Source organism: Bradyrhizobium sp. GW821-FHT13H06 (assembly GCF_058803975.1).
Genome location: NZ_JBXAPN010000004.1, coordinates 559,706 through 580,625 on the forward strand (window position 1 = coordinate 559,706; position 20,920 = coordinate 580,625).

The 20,920-nt window shown below is 65.3% G+C and carries 20 protein-coding genes; 1 reads left to right on the forward strand and 19 read right to left on the reverse strand.

Annotation, left to right across the window (positions count from 1 at the left end):
- Position 1: 1 nt before the first annotated feature.
- The 7 genes from AC1RQP_RS19965 to AC1RQP_RS19995 all read right to left on the reverse strand — a co-directional run bounded on the left by AC1RQP_RS19965 (position 2) and on the right by AC1RQP_RS19995 (position 6,304).
- Entirely contained in the window at positions 2-664 is a 663-nt protein-coding gene (locus AC1RQP_RS19965) for an HAD family hydrolase (protein ID WP_239622565.1), read from the reverse strand.
- 72 nt (positions 665-736) lie between these two features.
- Positions 737-2,653: a nitric oxide reductase activation protein NorD gene (locus tag AC1RQP_RS19970; RefSeq protein WP_492938232.1), complete on the reverse strand. Its 1,917-nt coding sequence runs from the start codon at positions 2,651-2,653 to the stop codon at positions 737-739.
- Between the two features lie 7 nt (positions 2,654-2,660).
- Entirely contained in the window at positions 2,661-3,470 is an 810-nt protein-coding gene (locus tag AC1RQP_RS19975) for a CbbQ/NirQ/NorQ/GpvN family protein (protein WP_492938233.1), read from the reverse strand.
- 62 nt (positions 3,471-3,532) lie between these two features.
- Positions 3,533-4,879 carry a cbb3-type cytochrome c oxidase subunit I gene (locus AC1RQP_RS19980; RefSeq protein ID WP_239622561.1) on the reverse strand — a complete coding sequence of 449 codons (1,347 nt, stop codon included), beginning with the start codon at positions 4,877-4,879 and terminating at the stop codon, positions 3,533-3,535.
- 37 nt (positions 4,880-4,916) lie between these two features.
- Positions 4,917-5,369, reverse strand: coding sequence for a c-type cytochrome (locus AC1RQP_RS19985; protein WP_131870107.1), 453 nt, complete (start codon positions 5,367-5,369; stop codon positions 4,917-4,919).
- 96 nt (positions 5,370-5,465) lie between these two features.
- Entirely contained in the window at positions 5,466-5,726 is a 261-nt protein-coding gene (locus tag AC1RQP_RS19990) for a cytochrome C oxidase subunit IV family protein (RefSeq protein ID WP_492938234.1), read from the reverse strand.
- Positions 5,727-5,728: 2 nt separating this feature from the next.
- A complete protein-coding gene (locus tag AC1RQP_RS19995; RefSeq protein WP_492938235.1) occupies positions 5,729-6,304 on the reverse strand; it encodes a cytochrome c oxidase subunit 3 family protein in 576 nt (191 codons plus the stop codon).
- Positions 6,305-6,473: 169 nt separating this feature from the next.
- Between AC1RQP_RS19995 and AC1RQP_RS20000 the strand changes: the two genes are divergently transcribed.
- Positions 6,474-6,641 carry a hypothetical protein gene (locus AC1RQP_RS20000; RefSeq protein ID WP_492938236.1) on the forward strand — a complete coding sequence of 56 codons (168 nt, stop codon included), beginning with the start codon at positions 6,474-6,476 and terminating at the stop codon, positions 6,639-6,641.
- Positions 6,642-6,751: 110 nt separating this feature from the next.
- Here the strand turns inward: AC1RQP_RS20000 and mmsB are convergent, their stop codons facing one another.
- From mmsB to AC1RQP_RS20060, 12 genes are all read right to left on the reverse strand, one after another.
- Positions 6,752-7,942 (reverse strand): multiple monosaccharide ABC transporter permease, encoded by a 1,191-nt coding sequence (mmsB, locus tag AC1RQP_RS20005; protein WP_492938237.1) that lies wholly within the window; start codon positions 7,940-7,942, stop codon positions 6,752-6,754.
- Positions 7,939-9,516 carry a multiple monosaccharide ABC transporter ATP-binding protein gene (mmsA, locus tag AC1RQP_RS20010; protein WP_492938238.1) on the reverse strand — a complete coding sequence of 526 codons (1,578 nt, stop codon included), beginning with the start codon at positions 9,514-9,516 and terminating at the stop codon, positions 7,939-7,941. Before mmsA ends, mmsB begins: the two co-directional genes overlap by 4 nt.
- A 187-nt stretch (positions 9,517-9,703) precedes the next feature.
- Positions 9,704-10,774, reverse strand: a complete 1,071-nt coding sequence (chvE, locus tag AC1RQP_RS20015; RefSeq protein WP_492938239.1) for a multiple monosaccharide ABC transporter substrate-binding protein — start codon at positions 10,772-10,774, stop codon at positions 9,704-9,706.
- 72 nt (positions 10,775-10,846) lie between these two features.
- Positions 10,847-11,725, reverse strand: coding sequence for an SMP-30/gluconolactonase/LRE family protein (locus AC1RQP_RS20020; RefSeq protein WP_492938425.1), 879 nt, complete (start codon positions 11,723-11,725; stop codon positions 10,847-10,849).
- Positions 11,725-12,801, reverse strand: a complete 1,077-nt coding sequence (locus tag AC1RQP_RS20025; RefSeq protein ID WP_492938240.1) for an aldose epimerase family protein — start codon at positions 12,799-12,801, stop codon at positions 11,725-11,727. The genes AC1RQP_RS20020 and AC1RQP_RS20025 overlap by 1 nt, the downstream gene beginning before the upstream one ends.
- Positions 12,802-12,803: 2 nt before the next feature.
- Positions 12,804-13,730 (reverse strand): Gfo/Idh/MocA family protein, encoded by a 927-nt coding sequence (locus AC1RQP_RS20030; RefSeq protein ID WP_492938241.1) that lies wholly within the window; start codon positions 13,728-13,730, stop codon positions 12,804-12,806.
- Entirely contained in the window at positions 13,727-14,503 is a 777-nt protein-coding gene (locus AC1RQP_RS20035; protein WP_492938242.1) for a FadR/GntR family transcriptional regulator, read from the reverse strand. Before AC1RQP_RS20035 ends, AC1RQP_RS20030 begins: the two co-directional genes overlap by 4 nt.
- Entirely contained in the window at positions 14,500-15,480 is a 981-nt protein-coding gene (gene yjfF / locus AC1RQP_RS20040) for a galactofuranose ABC transporter, permease protein YjfF (protein ID WP_492938243.1), read from the reverse strand. The genes AC1RQP_RS20035 and yjfF overlap by 4 nt, the downstream gene beginning before the upstream one ends.
- The gene (locus AC1RQP_RS20045; protein WP_239622550.1) at positions 15,477-16,469 is read right to left on the reverse strand and encodes an ABC transporter permease; all 993 of its coding nucleotides are present in this window, start codon (positions 16,467-16,469) and stop codon (positions 15,477-15,479) included. Before AC1RQP_RS20045 ends, yjfF begins: the two co-directional genes overlap by 4 nt.
- Positions 16,466-18,010, reverse strand: coding sequence for a sugar ABC transporter ATP-binding protein (locus AC1RQP_RS20050; protein WP_492938244.1), 1,545 nt, complete (start codon positions 18,008-18,010; stop codon positions 16,466-16,468). Before AC1RQP_RS20050 ends, AC1RQP_RS20045 begins: the two co-directional genes overlap by 4 nt.
- Before the next feature lie 115 nt (positions 18,011-18,125).
- On the reverse strand, positions 18,126-19,091 hold the full coding sequence (gene ytfQ, locus AC1RQP_RS20055; protein WP_492938245.1) for a galactofuranose ABC transporter, galactofuranose-binding protein YtfQ: 966 nt from the start codon (positions 19,089-19,091) through the stop codon (positions 18,126-18,128).
- 575 nt (positions 19,092-19,666) lie between these two features.
- Complete coding sequence (locus tag AC1RQP_RS20060) at positions 19,667-20,839, reverse strand: fumarylacetoacetate hydrolase family protein (RefSeq protein WP_239622547.1); 1,173 nt, start codon at positions 20,837-20,839, stop codon at positions 19,667-19,669.
- Between the last annotated feature and the right edge of the window lie 81 nt (positions 20,840-20,920).

Sequence of the window (20,920 nt, forward strand, 5' to 3'; positions counted from 1 at the left end):
CTCACGCCTCCCAGAAATCGCTCATATGCGCGAAGACCCGATCGGCCCCGGCGGCGGACAATATAGCGCGGCCGTCGCGCGCGCGATAATGGCTGCCGCCGACAAATCCCCAGACGGTCATGCCGGCCGCCTTGCCCGCCTGCACGCCGCTGACACTGTCCTCGATCACCAGCGTGCGCGCAGGTTGCGCCCCCATCTTCTCCGCCGCATAGAGGAAGAGATCGGGTGCCGGCTTGCCGCGCGCGACCATCTGCGCGGTATAGATCCGATCGCCGAAATGCGCCCGCAGATCGGTGACGTCGAGCGAGAGCGAGACGCGATCGATGTCGCTCGATGAGGCCACGCAGACCGGCACGGTCACCCCCGAGATCACCGCCCGTACCCCCGGGATCGGCTCCAGCGAGGCGGCAAACGACTCGAGCACGCGCGACTTCAATCCCGGCAGGAAGCTGTCCGGTAGCGACTGCCCGAGATCACGATAATGCTGCTCGATCGCCTTGGTGCTGCGCCCGAGAAACAGGTCCAGCGCCTGCGCCTCGCTGAGCGTGAATCCGAACCCGGCCAGCACTTCGGACAGGCAACGACAGCTCAAGAGCTCGCTGTCGACGAGCACGCCGTCGCAGTCGAAGATGATCAGATCGGGTTGTGGCCGGCATGGGTTCATCCAGCCATTCGATCATATACCCAATCTCTGAGCAATAGCTCACAAAAGGTAACCGCGGTCGGCTCGACCGGGTCAATGCGCCACCTGCCGGTAGATCGCCGGCAGTGCCCCCGGCAGCCGCTTGATGTTGCCGACGATGGCATAGCCACCGCGGCCGAACAGCGTCGGAAAATAGGATTGCGCGGTCGCGTCGATCGTCACGCCGAACACCGCAATGCCGAGCCGGCGCGCTTCCTGCACGGATTTCCTGGTGTCTTCGACCGCAAAGCGCCCTTCATAGTGATCGACGTCGTTCGGCTTGCCGTCGGTGAGGACGAGCAGCAGCTTCTTGCGCTGCGGCTGGCGCGCGAGCCCGGCCGCGGCGTGGCGCACCGCCGCGCCGATCCGCGTGTAATAGCCGGGCCTGAGCGCCCCGATGCGGCGCTCCACCACCCCGCTCATTGGTTCGCCGAACGCCTTGATCGTTTCGAGTCGCACCCAGGAACGTCGACGTGACGTGAAGGTCAGAATGCTGTGGTGGTCGCCGCAAGCCGACAGCCCGTGCGCGAGCACGAGCAGCGCTTCCTTCTCGACGTCGAGCACGCGATAGCCGTCGACCCAGGCATCGGTCGACAGCGAGACGTCGACCAGCAGCGTGACGGCGAGATCGTGCCCTTGCGGGCGCATCGCGACATGGATGCGATCGAGACCGCCGCCGCTGCCGGCACTGAGATCGCACCGCGCGCGCACCAGTGCGTCGAGGTCGAGATCATGCCCGTCGCTCTGGGCACGCATCATCTCGTGACGCGGACGCAGAACCTCGAAGCGGCGGCGCACCTGGCGAATGCGTCGGCGCATCGCGTCATCCGCCGTCCAGTTCTCGCCTTCCTCCGACGCCGCAGCCTCGAGCACGCGGCAATGATCCGGCAGATAGGAGCCGCTTCGATAGTCCCATTCGGGATAGGTCAGGTCCGCATTCAGCTGCGAGGCGTCGAGGGCCTCCGGCGGCAGGTCGAGATCGAACTTGAACCGGCTCGCCGGCTTGCCAGCGCGGCGGCTGAGCGTGATCTCCTCGAGATCGTCGGCTGCTTTCTGCGCATCCTCGTCCTCGCTGTCGTCAGCAGGGCGGTCGACATTGACCATCTCGGCCATCGCGAGGATCTTCTCGAAACGGTTCAGCACAAACGGATCGCGCCGATTGGCGTCGTCCTCGCGCTCGCGGACGGCAAACCGCTTGCGATCGTCCTTCGCCGCGGCCGCTGCGCCCGGTGCGCATTCGTCTTCGTCCGCATGTGCGGGCGAGAGCTCGCGCGTCCAGCAATCGCCCCAGAGCGGGCACGGCAGGATCGCGCGATAGCCCGGCGGCGCCTTGTCCGGCAGCGGGCCCATCCCCATCATCGCCGGCCACAGTCGACCTGCAGGCGCCTTTCCCGCTCCGAGCAGGGCCAGGACGATTTGCTCGATCTCTTGCTCGATCCGCGGCAAGGGGCGACGAGGCCGGGCCTCGGCGGTGGCCGCGGCAAGCTGCGCGTAATCGACGGCGAGCCCCGGGAATTGCGTGAGCACCCAGACCGCGGTTTCGCTCGCCCGGCGCAACATCAAGAGATCCCGCCGCAGCGGATCGGCTTCCGCGATCGCATCGATCGGCGCGGCTGCGAACCACGCCGCAAGCCAGCGATAAAGCGTTGCGTTCAGGGCCCGGTCGGGAAAGATCGCGATGCGATCGGGCAGGAGGATGGTTGCCGCGTCGCGGCCCGGCTGCTCGAGTCGCTCGTCTCCGAGGCCGATGCGCTGCCGCCAGCCGAGACGATGGCCCGGCCTGCGCGCGCCTGCGCTGGCGATCTGAACGCCGGTCTCGCCGCCAAGCGCGCGGAACATCACCGCGAGCCGGCTCCTCACCTCTGCGAGGGCGACGGCGTGATCGCCGTGAACCGGATAGCTCGCGACGCCGCCGACCATCCGATGCCAGGCGCGGCCGACCGTCTCTTCCAGTTCGAGGAAGTCGAGCATGGCGGCTTCACCCGATCACGGCACATGCGACGTCCAGCAACGCCGCCTTGACGTCGGCATCGTCGGTCAGCGGCTCGATCATGCCGGCGAGCACCGCATCCGCCGTCGGCATCCCCGCGGCAATCAGCGTCGCACAATAGACCACGAGCCGGGTCGAGACGCCCTCCTCCAGATCGTTCCCCTTGAGCGCACGCAGCCGGCCGGCCAGCCCGACGAGCGGTCGCACGCGCTCCGGCGACAGCCCGCTTTCGGCGGACACGACGGCAATCTCCTGTTCGGGCGGCAGGAAGCCGAATTCGATGGCGACGAAGCGCTGCCGCGTCGAGGGCTTGAGCGCCTTCAGCAGCGTCTGATAGCCGGGATTGTAGGAGACCACGAGCATGAAGCTCTTCGGCGCCGCGAGTTCCTCGCCGGTACGTTCCAGCGGCAGGATACGGCGGTCATCGGTCAGGGGATGCAGCACCACCGTGACGTCCTTGCGCGCTTCCACGACTTCGTCGAGGTAGCAGATGCCGCCCTCGCGCACCGCGCGCGTCAGCGGACCGTCGGTCCATACCGTGTCGCCGCCCCGCAGCAGGTAGCGACCGGTGAGATCCGCGGCGGTGAGATCGTCGTGGCAGGCGACGGTGTGGAGCGGCAATCCGAGCCGCGCCGCCATATGCGCGACGAAGCGCGTCTTGCCGCAGCCGGTCGGCCCCTTCAGCAGGACCGGCAGCTGATGCCGCCAGGCGTGCTCGAACAGCGCGCACTCATTGCCGCTTGCGACATAGGCCGGCAGCTCGGGCGCCGAGGTGACCGTGTGAAGGGCAGCTTTCATGATGTTTCTCCGGACTTTCCAGGAAGCTGGCGGCCGCGGCGAACCGCGGCCGCCGATTGCATTCATTCAGCCGGCTGCAACGCGCCGGGGATGACCGCCTGCTTGGCGCGACCGGGCACCAGCACGGCCCAGACGAACATCAGCGCGGAGATCGCGACGAATACGCCTGAGCCGAGCCGGACCCAGTAGAACATCGCGAGCTGGTCCTGCACGTCCATGTAGCCCTGGCCGAGCACGCGCTGGAGATGGACCTGGACGACGCCGGCAAAGGTCAGCGCGAAGGTCATCACCATCATGGCCGTGCACATGATCCAGAAGCTTGCCATGGAGAGCCACTGGTTGTAGGGCGCGCGTCCCCTGATCTGCGGGATCGCATAGGCCATGACGGAAAGATTGAGCATCACATAGGCGCCGAAGAAGGCGAGATGGCCGTGCGCCGCGGTGACCTGGGTGCCGTGGGTGTAGTAGTTCACCGAGGACAGCGTGTGCAGGAAGCCCCAGACGCCGGCACCGAGGAAGGCCATCACCGAGCAGCCGACCGACCACAGCAGCGCAGCGCGGTTCGGATGCTTGCGGCCGGCCTTCCATGTCATCTGCACCGTGAAGATCACCATCGTGAAGAACGGTGCCACCTCGAGCGTGGAGAACAGCGAGCCGATCCACTGCCAGTAGCCGGGCGCGCCGATCCAGTAGAAGTGATGGCCGGTGCCGAGGATGCCGGAGAACAGCGCAAGACCGATGATGACGTAGAGCCACTTCTCCACGACCTCGCGGTCGATGCCGTTGAGCTTTATCATGAGATAGGCGAGCACGGAGGCCATGATCAGCTCCCAGACGCCTTCGACCCAGAGATGGACGACGTACCACCAATACATCTTGTCGAGCGCGAGGTTCGCCGGATTGTAGAAGGCGAACAGGAAGAAGATCGCAACGCCCCACAGGCCGAACAGCAGGATGTTCGTGATCGTGGTCTTGCGGCCCTTCAGTGCCGTCATGGTGACGTTGAACAGGAACATCAGGCAGACGACGACGATGCCGACCTTGATGATGAAGGGCTGCTCGAGGAACTCGCGGCCCTCATGGTAGTGGAAGAGATAGCCGACCACGGCCACGCCTGCGGCGCCAAAGAACATCCAGAACTGGATCTTTGCCAGCAGCGGGCTGTACAGCTCGGTCTCGGTTTCCTCAGGCAGCAGGAAATAGGTCGCGCCCATGAAGCCGATCAGCGACCACACGATCAGCGCGTTGGTGTGGATCATCCTGACGATGTTGAACGGCAGGAGCGTCGACAGCGTGTTGGGCAGGACGTAGATGGTTCCGGCGACGAGGCCGAACAGGACCTGCGCGAGGAACAGGGTCAGCGCGCCGTAGAAATACAGCATCGCGACTTTCTGGGTCTGATATTTCATCTCGGGTCTCTCTGTCTTGGAAGAGGAAACAGCGTGCTCAGCCGGCCTTGTTCGGCGGCCATTCCTGGCGCTTGATCTTGCTGGTCCATTGCAGGAAGTCGGCGAGATCGTCGAGCTCCTGGTCGGTGAGGTTGAACTGCGGCATCTGCCGCCGGCCGGGCGCGCCCGAGGGCTGCGACTGCATCCAGGCCTTCAGTGTCTCGCGCGCAGCCGCCGGGTCCTCGTTGCCGCCCCAGCGATCCCAGACGTTGCCGACCTCAGGGGCGAAGTAGGCGCCCTCACCCAGCAGAGTGTGGCAGTTGATGCAGGAGTTCTTTTCCCAGACATGCTTGCCGCGGGCGACCGACGACGTCAGCGTCGTGGCGTCGGTCGACGTCGTGGCCATGTAGTAATGGCTGTGCGCCGTCAGCCCTATGAAGATGGCGAAGAAGAAGGCCGAGCCGCCGTAGAAGACATTTCGAGCGGCCGACTTGGTCAGGCGTTCAGCCATTGCCAATCCTTTCCGGTTTGATTCCTGCGAAATCGCGATGGTGCGATTTATTGCCGCTCAGCCCGGCCCGTTCTTTGTCAGGGCGCAATGAGCGCGTCAGATCAGGACGACGACGGCCGAGGCGAGCCAGGCAAGCAGCAGGACGATCAGGATCCAGCTCACGACGAGGCCCCGCCAGAGTGCGGGGACGGCGCGTAGATCCATGAAGTCGAGCGCGATCCGGCGGCCCTTGAGTGCGGCGAAAGCGAGCAGCAGTGCGTTGCCGAGCAGCGGCCGCGGCACCAGCGGCGGCAGCAGGATGGTCGCGAGCGCGAGGCCGATCAGCACGATCCAGGTCACGTCGATACGATCCGGCATCGTCACTTCACCAGATAGAGAATCGGGAACATGACGATCCAGACCAGATCGACCATGTGCCAGAAGGCCGTTGCCGTCTCGACACCCGATATCCCGGCGCGGCGGCAGACCACGGCGAGGATGACGATGCCGAGGCCGACATGCAGAAGATGAAAACCGGTCAGGAGGAAGTAGAGCGTGAAGAACGGGCTGGTCTCGAGCCCGGCGCCTCGCCCGATTTCTTCCGCATATTCGGCGATCTTGATCGCGATGAAGAGACCGCCGAGCGCCATTGCGCCGAAGATCCAGTATCGCGCCACCGGCCGTTCCCCGGCACGCGCGGCCTTCGTTGCCTTTGCCGCCGCCCAGCCGCTGGTGACCAGCACGACGGTGTTGAGGCCGGCGAGATTCGAATCGAGTGCTGACTGCCCGGCCGCGAACAGCGCGGGGTGGATCGTGCGGGCGACCGAGAAGGCGCCGAGGAACAAGCCGAAGGCGACGAGCTCGCTGAAGATCAGCACCCAGATCATGGGATCGCCGGGGAGATCTTCCAGAATTCCCCAGCCGGTTTCCTGGCGTTCGCACTCGGCCGTCGACATCATCTTTCCGGATCAGGACACCGGCCAGACTTAGCCCGACTGCCCGGTTCCGAGTTTGTCGCCGGACAAACTGGCGAGTTACGGTGCGCTTGTTTGCGCCGACGCAACGTCCGACCGGCCGGATCGCGTTACGAACCAGCTCAGGGTCCACGGAATGGCGAACGATCACATGAGTGATGCACAGATCGGCTTGATGACCGCGACACCCATCATCATCGCCTTCGCCATCGCGCTCCAGCGAATGGGGGTATTGTCGACGGTGGCGACCGTATCGGCGGTGAGCCTCTCCGTCGCGATCGCGGCGGTGCTGTTCACGACGCAATCACCGCTGCCGTAATACCGTAGGGTGGGCAAAGCGAAGCGTGCCCACCATTTTCTCACGATCGGAGACAGATGGTGGGCACGGCGCAATGCGCCTTTGCCCACCCTACGACAGCGCCGTTGCGGCTAGCGCCGCTGATTGTACACGTCGATGCACACTGCTCCCAGCAGCACCAGCCCCTTGATCACCTGCTGGTAGTCGATGCCGATGCCGAGGATGGACATGCCGTTGTTCATCACGCCCATGATCATGGCGCCGACCACGGCGCCGCCGACGCGCCCGACACCGCCATAGGCCGAGGCGCCGCCGATGAAGCAGGCAGCGATGACGTCGAGCTCGAAACCGAGGCCGGCCTTCGGGGTCGCGGTGTTGAGCCGCGCGGCGAAGACGAGACCGGCGAGCGCGGCGAGCACGCCCATGTTGACGAATGTCAGGAACGTCAGCCGCTCGGTCTTGATGCCCGACAGGCTCGCTGCCTTGGCGTTGCCGCCGACCGCGTAGATCTGCCGCCCGATCACGGTGCGGCGGGTCACGAAGCCGTAAAGCGCGATCAGCGCGGTCATGATGACAAGCACGTTGGGCAGGCCGCGATGCGAGGCGATCAGATAGGTAAAATAGAGTACGGCGCAGGCCAGCAGGATGCTCTTGCCGAGAAAGAACGCATAGGGCTCGACCTCGATTCCGTGCAATTGCTCGCGCGACCTGCCCTTGGCGCTGGCGTAGACGAGGCCCAGCGCGAGCACGGCGCCGATCAGCATGGATGTCGGATGCAGCGTGCCGGCTTCGGGCAGCAGTTCGGGAATGAACCCCGACGACAATTTCTGGAAGGTCGCCGGGAACGGCCCGAGCGACTGGCCCTGCAGCACCGCGAGCGCGAGGCCCTTGAACACCAGCATCCCCGCCAAGGTGACGATGAAGGACGGGATCTTGAAATAGGCCACCCAATAGCCCTGCGCCGCGCCGATGGCGGCACCGACCAGGAGGCAGGCGATGAACGCAAGCGTATAGTCGACCTTGTAGGTCACCATCAGCACCGCGGCCACGGCGCCTATGAAGCCTGCGACCGAGCCGACCGAGAGGTCGATATGGCCGGTGACGATCACCAGGAGCATGCCGAGCGCCATGATGACGATGTAGCTGTTCTGCAGCACCAGGTTGGTGAGGTTGAGCGGCTGCAGCAGCGTGCCGCCGGTCACGACCTGGAAGAACAGCATGATCGCGATCAGCGACAGCAGCATGCCGTAGTTGCGCAGATTGTTCTTGATGAAGCTGCCGTGCCGGCGCTCCTCGGGCAGCGACACCGTCTTGTCGGTCATGGCTGCGATCCTCCCATCTCCGCGGCCTCAGGCACGCCGTTTCCATTGCTTCGTTCGTTGCGCATGATGGCGCGCATGATCTTTTCCTGCGTCGCCTCAGGGCCCTTGAATTCCCCGACGAAGGCGCCATCGTTCATGACGCAGATGCGGTCGCAGATGCCGAGCAGCTCGGGCATCTCAGAGGAGATCACCACGACGCCGCGGCCGGCCTCCGCCAGCTCGTTGATGATACAGTAAATCTCGTACTTGGCACCGACGTCGATGCCCCTTGTCGGCTCGTCCAGGATCAGCACCTTGGGGTCCGTCATCAGCCATTTCGACAGCACCACCTTCTGCTGGTTGCCGCCGGAGAGCTGGCCGGTCTCCTGGTAGACGTCGGAACAGCGGATGCGCATGCGGCTGCGGTAGTCGCTGGCGACCTTCAGCTCGGCGATGTCGTCGATCACCCTCCTGGGTGCGACCTGGGGGAGGCTTGCGAGCGTGATGTTCTTGCGGACGTCGTCGGCGAGGATCAGGCCGAGTTGCTTGCGGTCCTCGGTGACATAGGCGAGGCCGGCGTCGATCGCGGCCGCGACGCTCGGCAGCACCATCTCCCTGCCTTCGAGCCGGAGAGAGCCGCTGATCGTTGTACCCCAGGAGCGGCCGAACAGGCTCATGGCGAATTCGGTGCGGCCGGCCCCCATCAGCCCGGCGATGCCCACGACTTCGCCGCGCCTGACGCTGAAATGGACGTTCTTGATCACCTGCCGCTCGGGATGGAGGGGGTGATAGACCGACCAGTTCGCGACGTCGAGCACCGGTTCGCCGATCTTCGCGCTGCGCTCCGGGAAGCGGTGCGCGAGATCGCGATTGACCATGCTGCGGATGATGCGATCCTCCTGGATCGGCTCGGCATGACAGTCGATGCTGTCGACGGTGCGGCCGTCGCGCAGCACCGTGATGTGGTCGGCGACCTTGGCAACCTCGTTCAGCTTGTGCGAGATCAGGATCGAGCCGATGCCCTGCTCGCGGAATGTCATCAGGCGTTCGAGCAGCGCGGCGCTGTCGGCTTCGTTGAGGCTCGCCGTCGGCTCGTCCAGGATCAGCATGCGCACACGCTTGGATAGCGCTTTCGCGATTTCGACGAGTTGCTGCTTGCCAACGCCGAGATCCGTGATCAGCGTATCGGGGGACTCCTTCAGGCCGACCTGCGCCAGCAGCTCGCGCGTGCGCCGGTAGACCTCGTCGCGATCGATCACCCCGAGCTTCGACGGCGGATGCGACAGGAAGATGTTCTCTGCGATCGACATCAGCGGGATCAGCGCCAGCTCCTGGTGAATGATGATGATGCCGAGCGCCTCGGAATCGTTGATGTCGCGGAAGCGACGCTCCTCGCCTTCGAAGATGATGGTCCCCTCGTAGCTGCCATGCGGATAGACCCCACTCAGCACCTTCATCAGCGTCGACTTGCCGGCGCCGTTCTCGCCGACGAGGGCGTGGATCTGCCCGGCCTCGACCTGGAAGTTGACGTCGCGCAGCGCCTGCACACCGGCAAAGCTCTTGCTGACGTTGCGCATCTCCAGCATTGCGGTCATGGCATCATCCTCCTGAACGTCTCCGCGTCGTCATGGCCGGGCTTGTCCCGGCCATCCACGTGCAGCCGTCCGCGACGAAGGGCGTGGATGCCCGGGACAAGCCCGGTCATGACGAGTTTGTGGACGTGCTTTTCGTCCCTCATCGAGAGTCCCCCTCTCCCCGCACGCGGGGAGAGGGTAGAGAAAGTTACTGGAACTGCGACTTCTTGTAATAGCCGCTGTCGACCAGCACCTTCTCCCAATTGTCCTTGTAGACTACCACCGGCTTGAGCAGGTAGGACGGCACGGTCTTGACGCCGTTCTCGTAGGTCTTGGTATCGTTGACGGTGACCTCCTTGCCGGCGAGCGCGGCATCGACCATGTCGGCTGTCACCTTGGCGAGGTCGCGGGTGTCCTTGAAGATGGTCGAATACTGGTCGCCGCGCAGCATGGCCTTGATCGATGGCACTTCGGCATCCTGGCCCGAGATGATCGGCATCGGCTGGCCGGCACTGCCATAGCCGACGCCCTTCAGCGAGGAGATGATGCCGATCGAGATGCCGTCATAGGGCGACAGCACGGCATTTAGCTTCTTGTTGCCGTAGTAGGCGCTGAGCAGATTGTCCATGCGCGCCTGTGCGGTGGCGCCGTCCCAGCGCAGGGTCGCGACCTTGTCCATACCCATCTGGCCCGATGCGACGACGAGCTTGCCGCTGTCGATATACGGCTTCAACACGCTCATCGCGCCGTTATAAAAGAAATAGGCGTTGTTGTCGTCGGGCGAGCCGCCGAACAGCTCGATGTTGAAGGGACCCTTGCCTTCCTTCAGCCCGAGCCCCTGCTCGATCGACTGCGCCTGCAAGACGCCGACCTGGAAATTGTCGAAGGTTGCATAATAGTCGACGTTCGGCGTGCCGCGGATGAGGCGGTCATAGGCGATCACCGTGATCCCTTTTGCTTTCGCCTGCTTGAGCACGTCCGACAGCGTGGTGCCGTCGATCGCGGCGATCACCAGCGCTCTCGCGCCCTTGGTCACCATGTTCTCGACCTGCGAAAGCTGGTTCGGAATGTCGTCCTCGGCATATTGCAGGTCGGTGTTGTAGCCGCGCTCCTTCAGCACCTTGACCATGTTGTTGCCGTCGTCGATCCAGCGCGCCGACGACTTCGTCGGCATGGCGATGCCGACGGTCGCCTTCTGGGCGAAGGCCGTGACGCCTGTGGCCATCGTGGCAGCGCCGGCCAGCGCCAGCGCGAGAACTGTCGTCTTCAGTTTCAGCATGTTTCACTCCCTTGGGTATCAGACTGTTTCTTCGTGACGTCGAGAACGTAGTCGTGGGATGCCTCTGGTCTCCTATGCGAGCTTGACGTCGGGCTCCGCGCGTCCGCGTGCGGATGCCTCCAACAAGAAGGTGCAACCGGCTTGCGGATCGGCGGCGCGCGCAGTCGCGTCCATGTCCTGCCAGGCCGAGGTGACGAGCAGGCGCGACAGATCCGGGCCGACAAAGGCGGGACAGCTCGCCTGCCTTGCCGGCACGCCGAGTGAGCGCAGGCGCTCGCCTTGCGGAGAATAGACATCGATCCGGCTCGCGCCCCAGCACGCGTTCCAGATCCGCCCGTCCGCGTCGCACACCGAGCCGTCGAATCCGCCGATGCCGGTGTGGCGCAGCAGCACCTCCGGCTCGCCGCGCGGCAGGCCGGTCGCGGGATTGAGCGGAACGGCGTAGAGCACGGCGCGCGCGCTGTCGGTGAAATAGCCGATCGCGCCATCCGGCGAGAAACAGATCGAGTTGGGAATGCTGATGCGGGGAAACAGCAGCGAGATCCTGCCGCGGTGGAACGCGTAGATCGCGCCTGCCCCCGGCTCCGCGTTGCGTCCCATGGTGCCGATCCAGAACGTGCCGGACTGATGCACCCGCGCGTCGTTGGAGCGGGTCGCGGGATTGTCGGCTTCGAGCGGACAGAGCAGCATCATCGCGCCATCGACGAGCTTGCGGATGTAAAGACCGTCCTCGGCAACGATCAATTGGCGCTCCGCATCGATGCGTCCGAGCGCGCTCGCCATCCGGCCGAGCGCGTGGACGCGGATGCTGCCGCTGTCGAGCTGCGCCTCGAACAGCAGCCCTTCGCGGATGTCGAACCACCAGGCGGTGTCGGTAGTTGCGTCATAGGTCGGCCCTTCACCCAGATGGCAGGGATGGTCCGAGAGCACAATCGTGGGCACCTGTTCCATCATGGTGACCTCACTGAAAAGCGATAGACCGTATGATGGCGATAGACTTCGCCGGGGTCGAGGCGCGGGCTCGGAAAATCCGGCCGGTTCGGCGCGTCCGGCCAGATGTGAGGCTCCAGGCACATGGCGTCCGATTGACGAATGAGCTTGCCGCCCTTTCCCAAGATCGTGCCATCCAGATAATTGCCGGAATAGACCTGGAGCCCGGGCTGATCGGTGAACAGCTCCATCATGCGGCCCGAGCGCGGCGCCTCCAGCCGGGCGGCGAACGCGAGCTTGCCGTCGTGGGCGAGGCAGTAGGTGTGGTCGTAGCCCCTGCCGTTCTGCATTTGCTGATCGCTCTCGCGGATCCGCTCGCCGACCGCCCGCGGCTCGCGGAAGTCGAACGGCGTGCCGGCTACCGGGCGCGGCGGCTCCCGCAGCGGAATGGCGGTGGGATCGATCGCGAGGAAATGCTCGGCGGCGACGGTCAGCTCATGGTCGAGAACGGACCTGCCCGACGTTGCGCCCTCGAGATTGAAGAAGCTGTGGTTGGTGAGATTGACGATGGTCGGCCGGTCCGTCCGCGCCTCCATGATGAGCGAGAGTTCGGCCGGGCCGGTGACGCGATAGGTCACGCGCACGTCAAGCCGGCCAGGATAGTTCTCTTCGCCATGCGGGCTGACATAGGTAAGCGTCACCGCGGGTTCGGCGCCCTCGTCGAGGTCCGCAAGCTCCCAGAGCTTGCGGTCGAATCCGTCGAGGCCGCCGTGCAACGCATTGGGGCCGTTGTTAACGGCAAGCTGCACCGTCTCGCCGCCGAGCGAAAACTGGCCCTTGGCAATGCGGTTGGCGTAGCGGCCGACGGTCGCGCCGAAGAACTTTCGTTCGGCGAGATAGCCTGTGAATGTGTCATGGCCGAGCACGACGTCGTCGTGGCCGCCGCGCGCGTCCGGGGCGATCAACGCCTGAAGCACGGCGCCATGCGTGATGATCCGCGCCTCGAAGCCGCCCTCCCCGCGCAGCACGATGCGCTCGACCTTGCGGCCGTCCGGCAGCGTCCCGAAGACGTCTCTGGTGATTTTTGATGCGGCCATGTTCAGTCCACAAACGGCTCGACGATCGTGCGCTTGCCCAGCAGGAAGGCGTCGGCGACGAGACGTAGCGGCGTCAGATCCACGTCACTCGCGCCGGTCGCCGCGAGTTCGACGAAACGCCGGTAAAGCCCGCGATATTCCTCATCGGGCGCCCCGGCAAGCACCTTGCCGTCGACGGCCATGCGCGCGCCACCGCTGGACAGAGTCATCCGGCCCCGATCCGTTTCGACGACGATATCCCAGCTCTGCGGCCCGGTCTGGCGGAAATCGAACTCGGCGATCACAGGCAGACCGCTGATATCAGTCAGTGTCAGGTTCGCCGCGATCGGCGCCTGGCAATTGGCCGGGAAGGCCAGCTCCGCCGCGGTGACGAACACGGGCTTCGGTAGAATCCTGGTCAGGATCGACAGCGCATTGATGCCGGGATCGAACACGCCGAGGCCGCCCGGCTCCCAGATCCAGGCCTGGCCGGGATGCCAGACGCGGACATCTTCCTTCCAGCTGATCTGCACGGAGGCGATGCGGCGCTCGGCGAGCCATTGCCGCGCCGGCTCGACCGCCGGCGCATGGCGCGAATGCCAGGTCGCAAACAGCGTGCGCTTCGCCTCCGCCGCCATTGCGATCAGCGGATCGAGCTCGGCAACGCCGGTGCCCGGCGGCTTCTCCAGCATGACATGCTTGCCGGCGGCGAGAGCTGCTGCAGCCTGTGCCCGGCGCACCTGCGGCGGCGTGCAGAGCGACACCGCATCGATCGGCGGTCCCCGCTCCAGCAAGTCCTCGATGGTGGCAAAATGCGGCAATTCCGGCAGCGAAGCGTTGCGGCTGGCGACCGCCGCCAGCGTTGCACCCGGGGTCGCCGCGATCGCGCCGACATGCTGGTCGCGCGCGATCTTGCCGAACCCGACGATGGCGATGCGAAGGTCTGTCACGCTCGTTCTCCAGTATCCGCCGACGGCAGCGCCTCGGCCGGCGCGGTCTCGATCGCGGCCCCCTCATGGCGATGCATTCCATTGTGAATGACGAAGACCATCGCTTCGGCGGCGGCATCGGCATCGCCGACCGCGATGGCATCGACGATCTTCTGGTGCCACTGCAGCACAGTGTCGCGATCCTCCGGCTCGTCCGGGGCGCTGAGCAGGAACGAGGCGCGCAGCGCAGCCTCGATGACGTGCCCGATCGAGCGCATGAACAAATTGCCCGAGGCGCGCGCCACGGCCACGTGAAGCGCGAGATCGGCATCGGCAAAGCCCACCGAGTCGGACGCTTCATGCCGCATGCGCTCCATGCTGCGGCGGAGCTCGGCGAGGCCCTCCTCCGACCGCCGCGCCGCCGCGAGCATGGCCGCGCGCGGCTCGACCGCAAGACGGATCTCGGCGAGATCGTTGAGGAAGCGCTTGTCGATGCCGGCGTCGAGGTGCCAGGCCAGCACATCAGCGTCGAACATGTTCCAGGCGCCACGCTCGCGCACGACGGTGCCGACGCGCGCCTTGGTGGTGAGCAGGCCCTTGGCGACCAGCGTCTTCACGCTCTCCCGCAGCACCGGCCGCGACACGCCGAACATCGCGATCATCTCGGCATCGCCCGGCAGACGCGTGCCTTCCGCATAGCGGCCGGCGATGATGTCGACGCCGATCGAACGGGCCACCTCCGCATTGTTGGAGTGGGCCCGCCGCGTCGGGATGACGAGGATGCGCGAGGTCATGACGCCGCTCCTGCGCTCTTGACCACCGGCCGGCGCGCCAGCGCGACCAGCCCCTGCTGCAAGGCGATGAAGGAGAACAGTAGCACGCCGGTCGCGATCTTGGTCCACCAGCTCGACAAGGTGCCGTCGAAATTGATGTAGGTCTGGATCAGGCCCTGGATCAGCACGCCGAGGAAAGTGCCGATCACCGAGCCCTGGCCGCCCGTGAGCAGCGTGCCGCCGATCACGACGGCGGCGATGGTGTCGAGTTCGACACCGACGGCGGAGAGCGAATAGCCAGCGCTGGTGTAGAAGGAGAAGACGATGCCGGCGATCCCCGCGAGCAGGCTCGACAGCATGTAGATCTTGATCGTCATCTTGCCGACGGCAACGCCCATCAGGCTTGCGGTGGTCCGGTTGCCGCCGAGTGCATAGACGTTGGCGCCGAACCGGGTGAGATGCAGCAGCAGGGCGCCGCCGATCACGATCGTGAGCATGATGATCGCGATTGCGGTCAGTCGCCCCCCGCCGGGCATCCGCAGCGCGAAGTCCGACACGGTGGAATAGACCGGCGCGGTGATCGGCACCGATTCGGTCGAGAGCAGGAAGCTCGCACCCCGCGCCAGGAACATGCCGGCCAGCGTGACGATGAAGGGCGGCAGGTCGAAGACATGGATCACCGCGCCCATCGCCGCACCAAAGGCTGCCGAGAGCGCGAGAATGGCGACGAAGGCGACCAGCGGCGGCACGCCCCAGCGCTCGATCGCCAGTGCAACGAACACGGTGGTGAAGCCGATCACCGATCCGACCGAAAGATCTATGCCGCCGGAGATGATCACAAATGTCATGCCGGTCGCGACGATGCCGAGGAAGGCGTTGTCGGTGAGGAGATTTCCGACCACGCGCGTCGAGGCGATATTCGGAAACTGCATCGCGCAGAGCGCGAAGCCCGCAACGAGCACGATGGCCGTGATGAGAACGGGCGGCAGGCCTTTCATGCCTTGGTCCTCCGCAGCCGCATGGCAATTCCGGCGAGCCCCGACAGTTTCGGCGATTGCAGCAGCAACACCGTGAGCACCACCACCGCCTTGACCAGCAGGTTGAACTCCGGCGGATAGCCTGACAGCAGGATGCCGGTGTTCATGGTCTGGATGATGAGCGCCCCCAACACGGCGAGCACGAGGCTGAAACGGCCGCCGAACAGCGAGGTGCCGCCGATCACGACCGCGAGGATGGCATCGAGTTCGAGCCACAGGCCGGCATTGTTCGCGTCCGCCCCCATGATGTCGGCCGCCGCGATCACGCCGGCGAGCGCGGCGCAGACGCCGCACCAGACGTAGACCGAAAGGATCATGGCGCGGGTGCCGACGCCGGCGAGCTCGCTCGCCCGCGCATTGCCGCCGGTGGCCTCGATCAGGAGCCCGAGCGCGGAGCCGCGCACCACTGCGGCAGTGAGGATCAGCATGCCCAGGGCAATCACGACCGGCACCGGCAGGCCGAGTACCGAGCCATTGCCCAGCCAGACCAGGTCCGGTGAGGAAAAGGTGACGATGCGCCCCTCGGTGATGAGCTGGGCGATGCCGCGTCCCGCCACCATCAGGATCAGCGTCGCCACGATCGGCTGCATGCCGAGCACGGCGACGAGGAAACCGTTCCACAAGCCGCAGACGAGGCCTGCGCCAAGCGCGGCCGCCAGCACGATCGGCAGCCCGTAGCTGTCGGCGAGGCTCGCCGCGATGGCGCCCGAAATCGCCATGACGGCGCCGACTGAGAGATCGATACCGCGCGTCGCGATCACCAGCACCATGCCGAGCGTGAGCAGTGCCACGGGCGTGCCGCGATTGAGCACGTCGATCAGGCTGCCGAACAGCCGCCCGTCCTGCAGGCGCAGGTCGAAGAACTGAGGTGATACGATGCGATCGACCGCCAGGATCACGATCAGCGCCAGGACCTGGGCAAGGCCGCGGCGCGGCAATAGCGTTGTCATGCCCGGCCCTCGTGCGCGGCCGCGGCGCCATCGGCGGCGATCGCCGCGAGAATGTTGCCGACGTCGATCGCCTCTCCAGCGAGCTCTTCGACATGGGCGCGGTCGCGCAGCACTACGACGCGGTCCGAATAGGTCACGATCTCGTCGAGCTCGGAGGAGATCACCAGCAGCGCCAGGCCCTCGTCGCACAGTTCGCGGATCAGGCGGATGATTTCGGCATGCGCGCCGACGTCGATGCCGCGGGTCGGCTCGTCCAGCACGAGGAGCCGCGGCGAGGTCGCGAGCCAGCGCGCCAGCAGCACTTTCTGCTGATTGCCGCCGGAGAGCAGTCCCACGGGGCGCTCGGGATCGGCCGGGCGAATATCCAGCATCTTGACGTAACGGCGCGCGATCTCGTCCTGCTCGCGGCGCGACAGCGGGCGATGCAGGCCGCGCTTGGCCTGGAGCGCAAGCACGATGTTCTCGCGCACGCTGAGCTCAGCGACGATGCCCTCGGTCTTGCGCTCCTCGGGGCAATAGCCAAAGCCGTGGCGGACGCCGTCGCGCGGCGACTGCAGCCGCACCGGCGCGCCTTCCACCCTCGCCTGCCCGCGATCGGCGCGTTCGGCGCCGAACACCAGCCGCGCCGTCTCGGTGCGGCCCGAACCGAGCAGTCCGGCAAGTCCGACGACCTCGCCATGGCGCAGCTCGAGATTGAACGGCGCGACGTAGCCGGCCTTGCCGTAACCTTCGAAGCTCGCGCAGATCTCGCGTGTCTTGTGCTCGGTGACAGAAGCCCGCGTGCTGGTGGTCTCCGCGAGCTCGCGACCGAGCATCATCCGGATCAGCTCGAGGCGCGGCAGTGAAGCTGTCTCACGCTCGCCGACCAGGCGGCCGTTGCGCAGCACCGTGATGCGGTCGGAGATCTCGTAGACCTGGTCGAGGAAGTGGCTGACGAAGACGATGCCGATGCCGCGCTGCGCGAGCTGGCGCATGATGCCGAAGAGAATCCCGACCTCATGGCGGTCAAGGCTCGCGGTCGGCTCGTCCAGGATCAGCACGCGCGCGGAAAGATCGACGGCACGCGCGATCGCGGTGACGTGCTGGATGGCCACCGAATAGTTGCCGAGCGGCGCGGCGACGTCGATATCGAGACCGAAATCCGCAAGCAGCGCCTTGGCGCGGCGGCGCATCTCGCCTTCGCGCACGATGCCGAAGCGCATCGGCTGGCGGTCGAGGAACAGGTTCTGCGCCACCGACAGGTTCGGCAGCAGGTTGACCTCCTGGTAGACGGTGGCGATGCCGGCTCCAAGCGCCGCCTTGGCCGAGCGCGGCACGACCTCTTCGCCACCGAGCCTGACAGTGCCGGCATCGCGGGGAAACACGCCGGTGATCACCTTGATCAGCGTGGACTTGCCGGCGCCGTTCTCGCCGAGCAGCGCATGGATCTCGCCGGCGCGCAGCGTGAAGTCGACCTCCTGCAAGGCGCGCACCGCGCCGAAGCTCTTGCTGATCCCGCGCACCTCAAGGAGCGGCGAAACAGGATCGAGGCTGTTTTCCATCGCGACGTCACTCCTATGGGCGTCCGCTGTGACGCGCACGTCCAGCCTATTCGTTCCCGCAGCGGTTTCGAAGAGGGCACCGGACTGCTGGAAGCAGTCCGGTGTATTGCCCGCCTCAGTAACCGAGGCCCTTCTTGCTGTCGTAGATCTTCTGCGGATCGTCCGCCGCGGTATAGAGCTTGGACTCGGTCTGGATCCATTTCGGCGGAACCGTACCCTTCTCCTTGAACGCCGCGATGGCATCGAGCGCGGGGCCGGCCATGTTCGGCGTCAGCTCGACCGTGGCATTGGCCTCGCCCGCGGCCATCGCCTTGAAGATGTCGGGCACGGCGTCGATCGAGACGGTGAGGATCTCCTTGCCGGGCTTGAGGCCGGCTTCCTTCATGGCCTGGATCGCGCCGACCATCATATCGTCGTTGTGGGCATAGACCGCGCAGATCGACTTGCCGCCGCCTTCGGCCTTGATGAAGCTCTCCATCACCTCCTTGCCCTTGGCGCGGGTGAAGTCGCCGGTCTGGCTGCGCACCACCTTCAGGTTCGCATGCTTGGCGATGGCGGTGTCAAAACCCTTCTTGCGGTTGGCTGCGACGCTGGCGCCGACCGTGCCCTGCAACTCGACGATGTTGCAGGCCTTCGTCCCGACGGTCTTGGCGAGCCAGTCGCCGGCAACGGCGCCTTCGTGCACGCTGTCCGAAGTAACAGCAGTGAGATAGAGGTCCTTGCCTGACGGGTCGATGTCGCGGTCGAGCAGCACGACTGGAATCTTCGCCTCCTTGGCTTCCTTCAGCACCGAATCCCAGCCGGTCGAGACGACGGGTGCGAGGAAGATCGCATCAACGTTCTGCGCGATGAAGGAGCGGATCGCCTTGATCTGGTTCTCCTGCTTCTGCTGCGCGTCGGCAATCTTGAGATTGACCTTCCGCTTGGCAGCTTCCTGCTTGGAGACCGAGGTCTCGGCCGCGCGCCAGCCGGATTCCGATCCGATCTGCGAGAAGCCGATGGTGAGCTGGGCGGCGTTAGCCGGCAAGGTGAGCAGCAACGCGGCCGCGGCGCTGGCCGCAAATAGAGCTTTGAGGGTCATCAGGCGTGTCTCCCAAGATGTTTATCGAGGGCGCCTATTGGTATCATGGCACCCGTAGGCCGGCCTTTGAGGCGGCGGAAGGCACTATTTCACGGAAGATGGGTTCCGACTAGTCATATTATTTGACTATTTGCCGGAAACTTCGCTGCGCTGTCGCATGCGGTTTTAAGACACGCGCTGCGCGATTTTGTTCCATCGATGCAACGGGGAGATGTGCGGAAATTGCGAGCGACTGCGATAGCGACGTACACCCCTCGTCCCGTTCTTACGAGGCCCGCGACGAGCTTCACTCGCGCTGAGAGGGTTGGGGTGAGGGCCCATCCGGCGACGGTGATTAACGGACCCGCGAGCTCCCCTCCCCGTCATTGCGAGCGCAGCGAAACAATCCAGAATCCCTCCGAGGAAAGACTCTGGATTGCTTCCGCCTTCGCCGAAGGCTTTGGCGGACAAGTCGCTGCGCTCGCAATGACGGAGTAGATAGAGCTCTGCGCATGTCAGCCAGAGCGACCAGTGGCAGCCCCTCTCCCGCCACGCTTTGCGTGTCGGCCCCCCGCATGCGGGGAGAGGCGCAGAAACTAGATCAGCTTCCGTTGCGCCAGGTTCTTCATCAGCGCGCCGATGCCGAACGTCCACGGCTCGCACTCGTCGCTGGTGCGCATGCGGTTGACGAGCTTGCCGAGCTGGGGCGCGGAGATCGTGACGATGTCGTCGCGCTTGTGGGTGAACCCCTGCCCCGGCGCATCGCGATCCTTGACCGGTGCGAACATCGTTCCAAGGAACAGCACGAAGCCATCAGGGTATTGATGGATCTTGCCGATGGTCTGCGCGACCAGATCGGTCGGATCGCGGCTGATCTTGCTGATCGAGGAATGGCCGTCGAGGACGAAGCCGTCCGTGCCCGTGACATTCAGGCTGATGTCCAGCTTACGCGCGTCGTCGAGCGTAAAACTGTCGTCGAACAGGCGCAGCAGCGGACCAATTGCACAGGACGCGTTGTTGTCCTTGGCCTTCGACAGCAGCAGCGCCGAACGGCCCTCGAAGTCGCGCAGATTCACGTCGTTACCGAGCGCCCCGCCGACGATCTTGCCATGGCTGGAGACGAACAGCACCAGTTCGGGCTCCGGATTATTCCAGGTCGATTTCGGATGCAGGCCGGCGTCCATGCCGGTGCCGACCGACGACAGCGTCGGCGCCTTGGTGAAGACTTCAGCGTCGGGGCCGATGCCGACCTCGAGATACTGGCTCCAGGCGTTCTGATCGATCAACACCTGTTTCAGGTGCATCGCCTGGTCCGAGCCCGGCTTGAGCTTGGACAGATCGTCGCCGATCAGACGCGTGACCTCTTTCCGGATTGCTTCGGCCGAAGCCGGATTGCCCTTGGCCCGCTCCTCGATCACGCGCTCCAGCATCGAGATGGCGAAGGTAACGCCGGCGGCTTTCAGCGTCTGGAGGTCGACCGGCGCGAGCAGCCACGGTTTCTTGGGGTCACGCCCGTCGGGTGCCGTGTTGGCAACAATTGTTTCGAGGTCGCCGATACGCTCGCCCTTGGTCGTCGTCAGCGCCTGAGCGGGATTGTCTTCTTCGCAGAGCGCGCTGATGGTCGGGAATCTCGCGGTGACATCGAACACGCCGTCGCCGCGCACGGCGACCACGGCCGGACCATCAACCTGCGGCAGCCAAACGCGGCCGGCCAATGTTCCCCGCGTGCCGTCCTCGGGCAGAAGATCCTTCACGGTCAATGTCGTCATGGCCGGCGTCCTCGCTGTTTCTGAGGATCAGCCGGGCTCGAAGACGGCCGATCACATTGGCGAAGACCAATAAACGTCTGG

Bases quoted from the DNA above. Each gene is read 5' to 3' on its own strand.
- AC1RQP_RS20025 (WP_492938240.1), bottom strand. From the start codon at position 12,801: ATGGCCGCATCAAAAATCACCAGAGACGTCTTCGGGACGCTGCCGGAC.
- AC1RQP_RS20045 (WP_239622550.1), bottom strand. From the start codon at position 16,469: ATGACAACGCTATTGCCGCGCCGCGGCCTTGCCCAGGTCCTGGCGCTG.
- mmsA (WP_492938238.1), bottom strand. From the start codon at position 9,516: ATGACCGCAATGCTGGAGATGCGCAACGTCAGCAAGAGCTTTGCCGGT.
- AC1RQP_RS19970 (WP_492938232.1), bottom strand. From the start codon at position 2,653: ATGCTCGACTTCCTCGAACTGGAAGAGACGGTCGGCCGCGCCTGGCAT.
- chvE (WP_492938239.1), bottom strand. From the start codon at position 10,774: ATGCTGAAACTGAAGACGACAGTTCTCGCGCTGGCGCTGGCCGGCGCT.
- AC1RQP_RS19990 (WP_492938234.1), bottom strand. From the start codon at position 5,726: ATGCCGGATCGTATCGACGTGACCTGGATCGTGCTGATCGGCCTCGCG.
- yjfF (WP_492938243.1), bottom strand. From the start codon at position 15,480: ATGAAAGGCCTGCCGCCCGTTCTCATCACGGCCATCGTGCTCGTTGCG.
- ytfQ (WP_492938245.1), bottom strand. From the start codon at position 19,091: ATGACCCTCAAAGCTCTATTTGCGGCCAGCGCCGCGGCCGCGTTGCTG.
- mmsB (WP_492938237.1), bottom strand. From the start codon at position 7,942: ATGACCGACAAGACGGTGTCGCTGCCCGAGGAGCGCCGGCACGGCAGC.
- AC1RQP_RS19985 (WP_131870107.1), bottom strand. From the start codon at position 5,369: ATGGCTGAACGCCTGACCAAGTCGGCCGCTCGAAATGTCTTCTACGGC.
- AC1RQP_RS20035 (WP_492938242.1), bottom strand. From the start codon at position 14,503: ATGACCTCGCGCATCCTCGTCATCCCGACGCGGCGGGCCCACTCCAAC.
- AC1RQP_RS19995 (WP_492938235.1), bottom strand. From the start codon at position 6,304: ATGTCGACGGCCGAGTGCGAACGCCAGGAAACCGGCTGGGGAATTCTG.
- AC1RQP_RS19975 (WP_492938233.1), bottom strand. From the start codon at position 3,470: ATGAAAGCTGCCCTTCACACGGTCACCTCGGCGCCCGAGCTGCCGGCC.
- AC1RQP_RS19965 (WP_239622565.1), bottom strand. From the start codon at position 664: ATGAACCCATGCCGGCCACAACCCGATCTGATCATCTTCGACTGCGAC.
- AC1RQP_RS20020 (WP_492938425.1), bottom strand. From the start codon at position 11,725: ATGGAACAGGTGCCCACGATTGTGCTCTCGGACCATCCCTGCCATCTG.
- AC1RQP_RS20050 (WP_492938244.1), bottom strand. From the start codon at position 18,010: ATGGAAAACAGCCTCGATCCTGTTTCGCCGCTCCTTGAGGTGCGCGGG.
- AC1RQP_RS19980 (WP_239622561.1), bottom strand. From the start codon at position 4,879: ATGAAATATCAGACCCAGAAAGTCGCGATGCTGTATTTCTACGGCGCG.
- AC1RQP_RS20000 (WP_492938236.1), top strand. From the start codon at position 6,474: ATGAGTGATGCACAGATCGGCTTGATGACCGCGACACCCATCATCATC.
- AC1RQP_RS20060 (WP_239622547.1), bottom strand. From the start codon at position 20,839: ATGACGACATTGACCGTGAAGGATCTTCTGCCCGAGGACGGCACGCGG.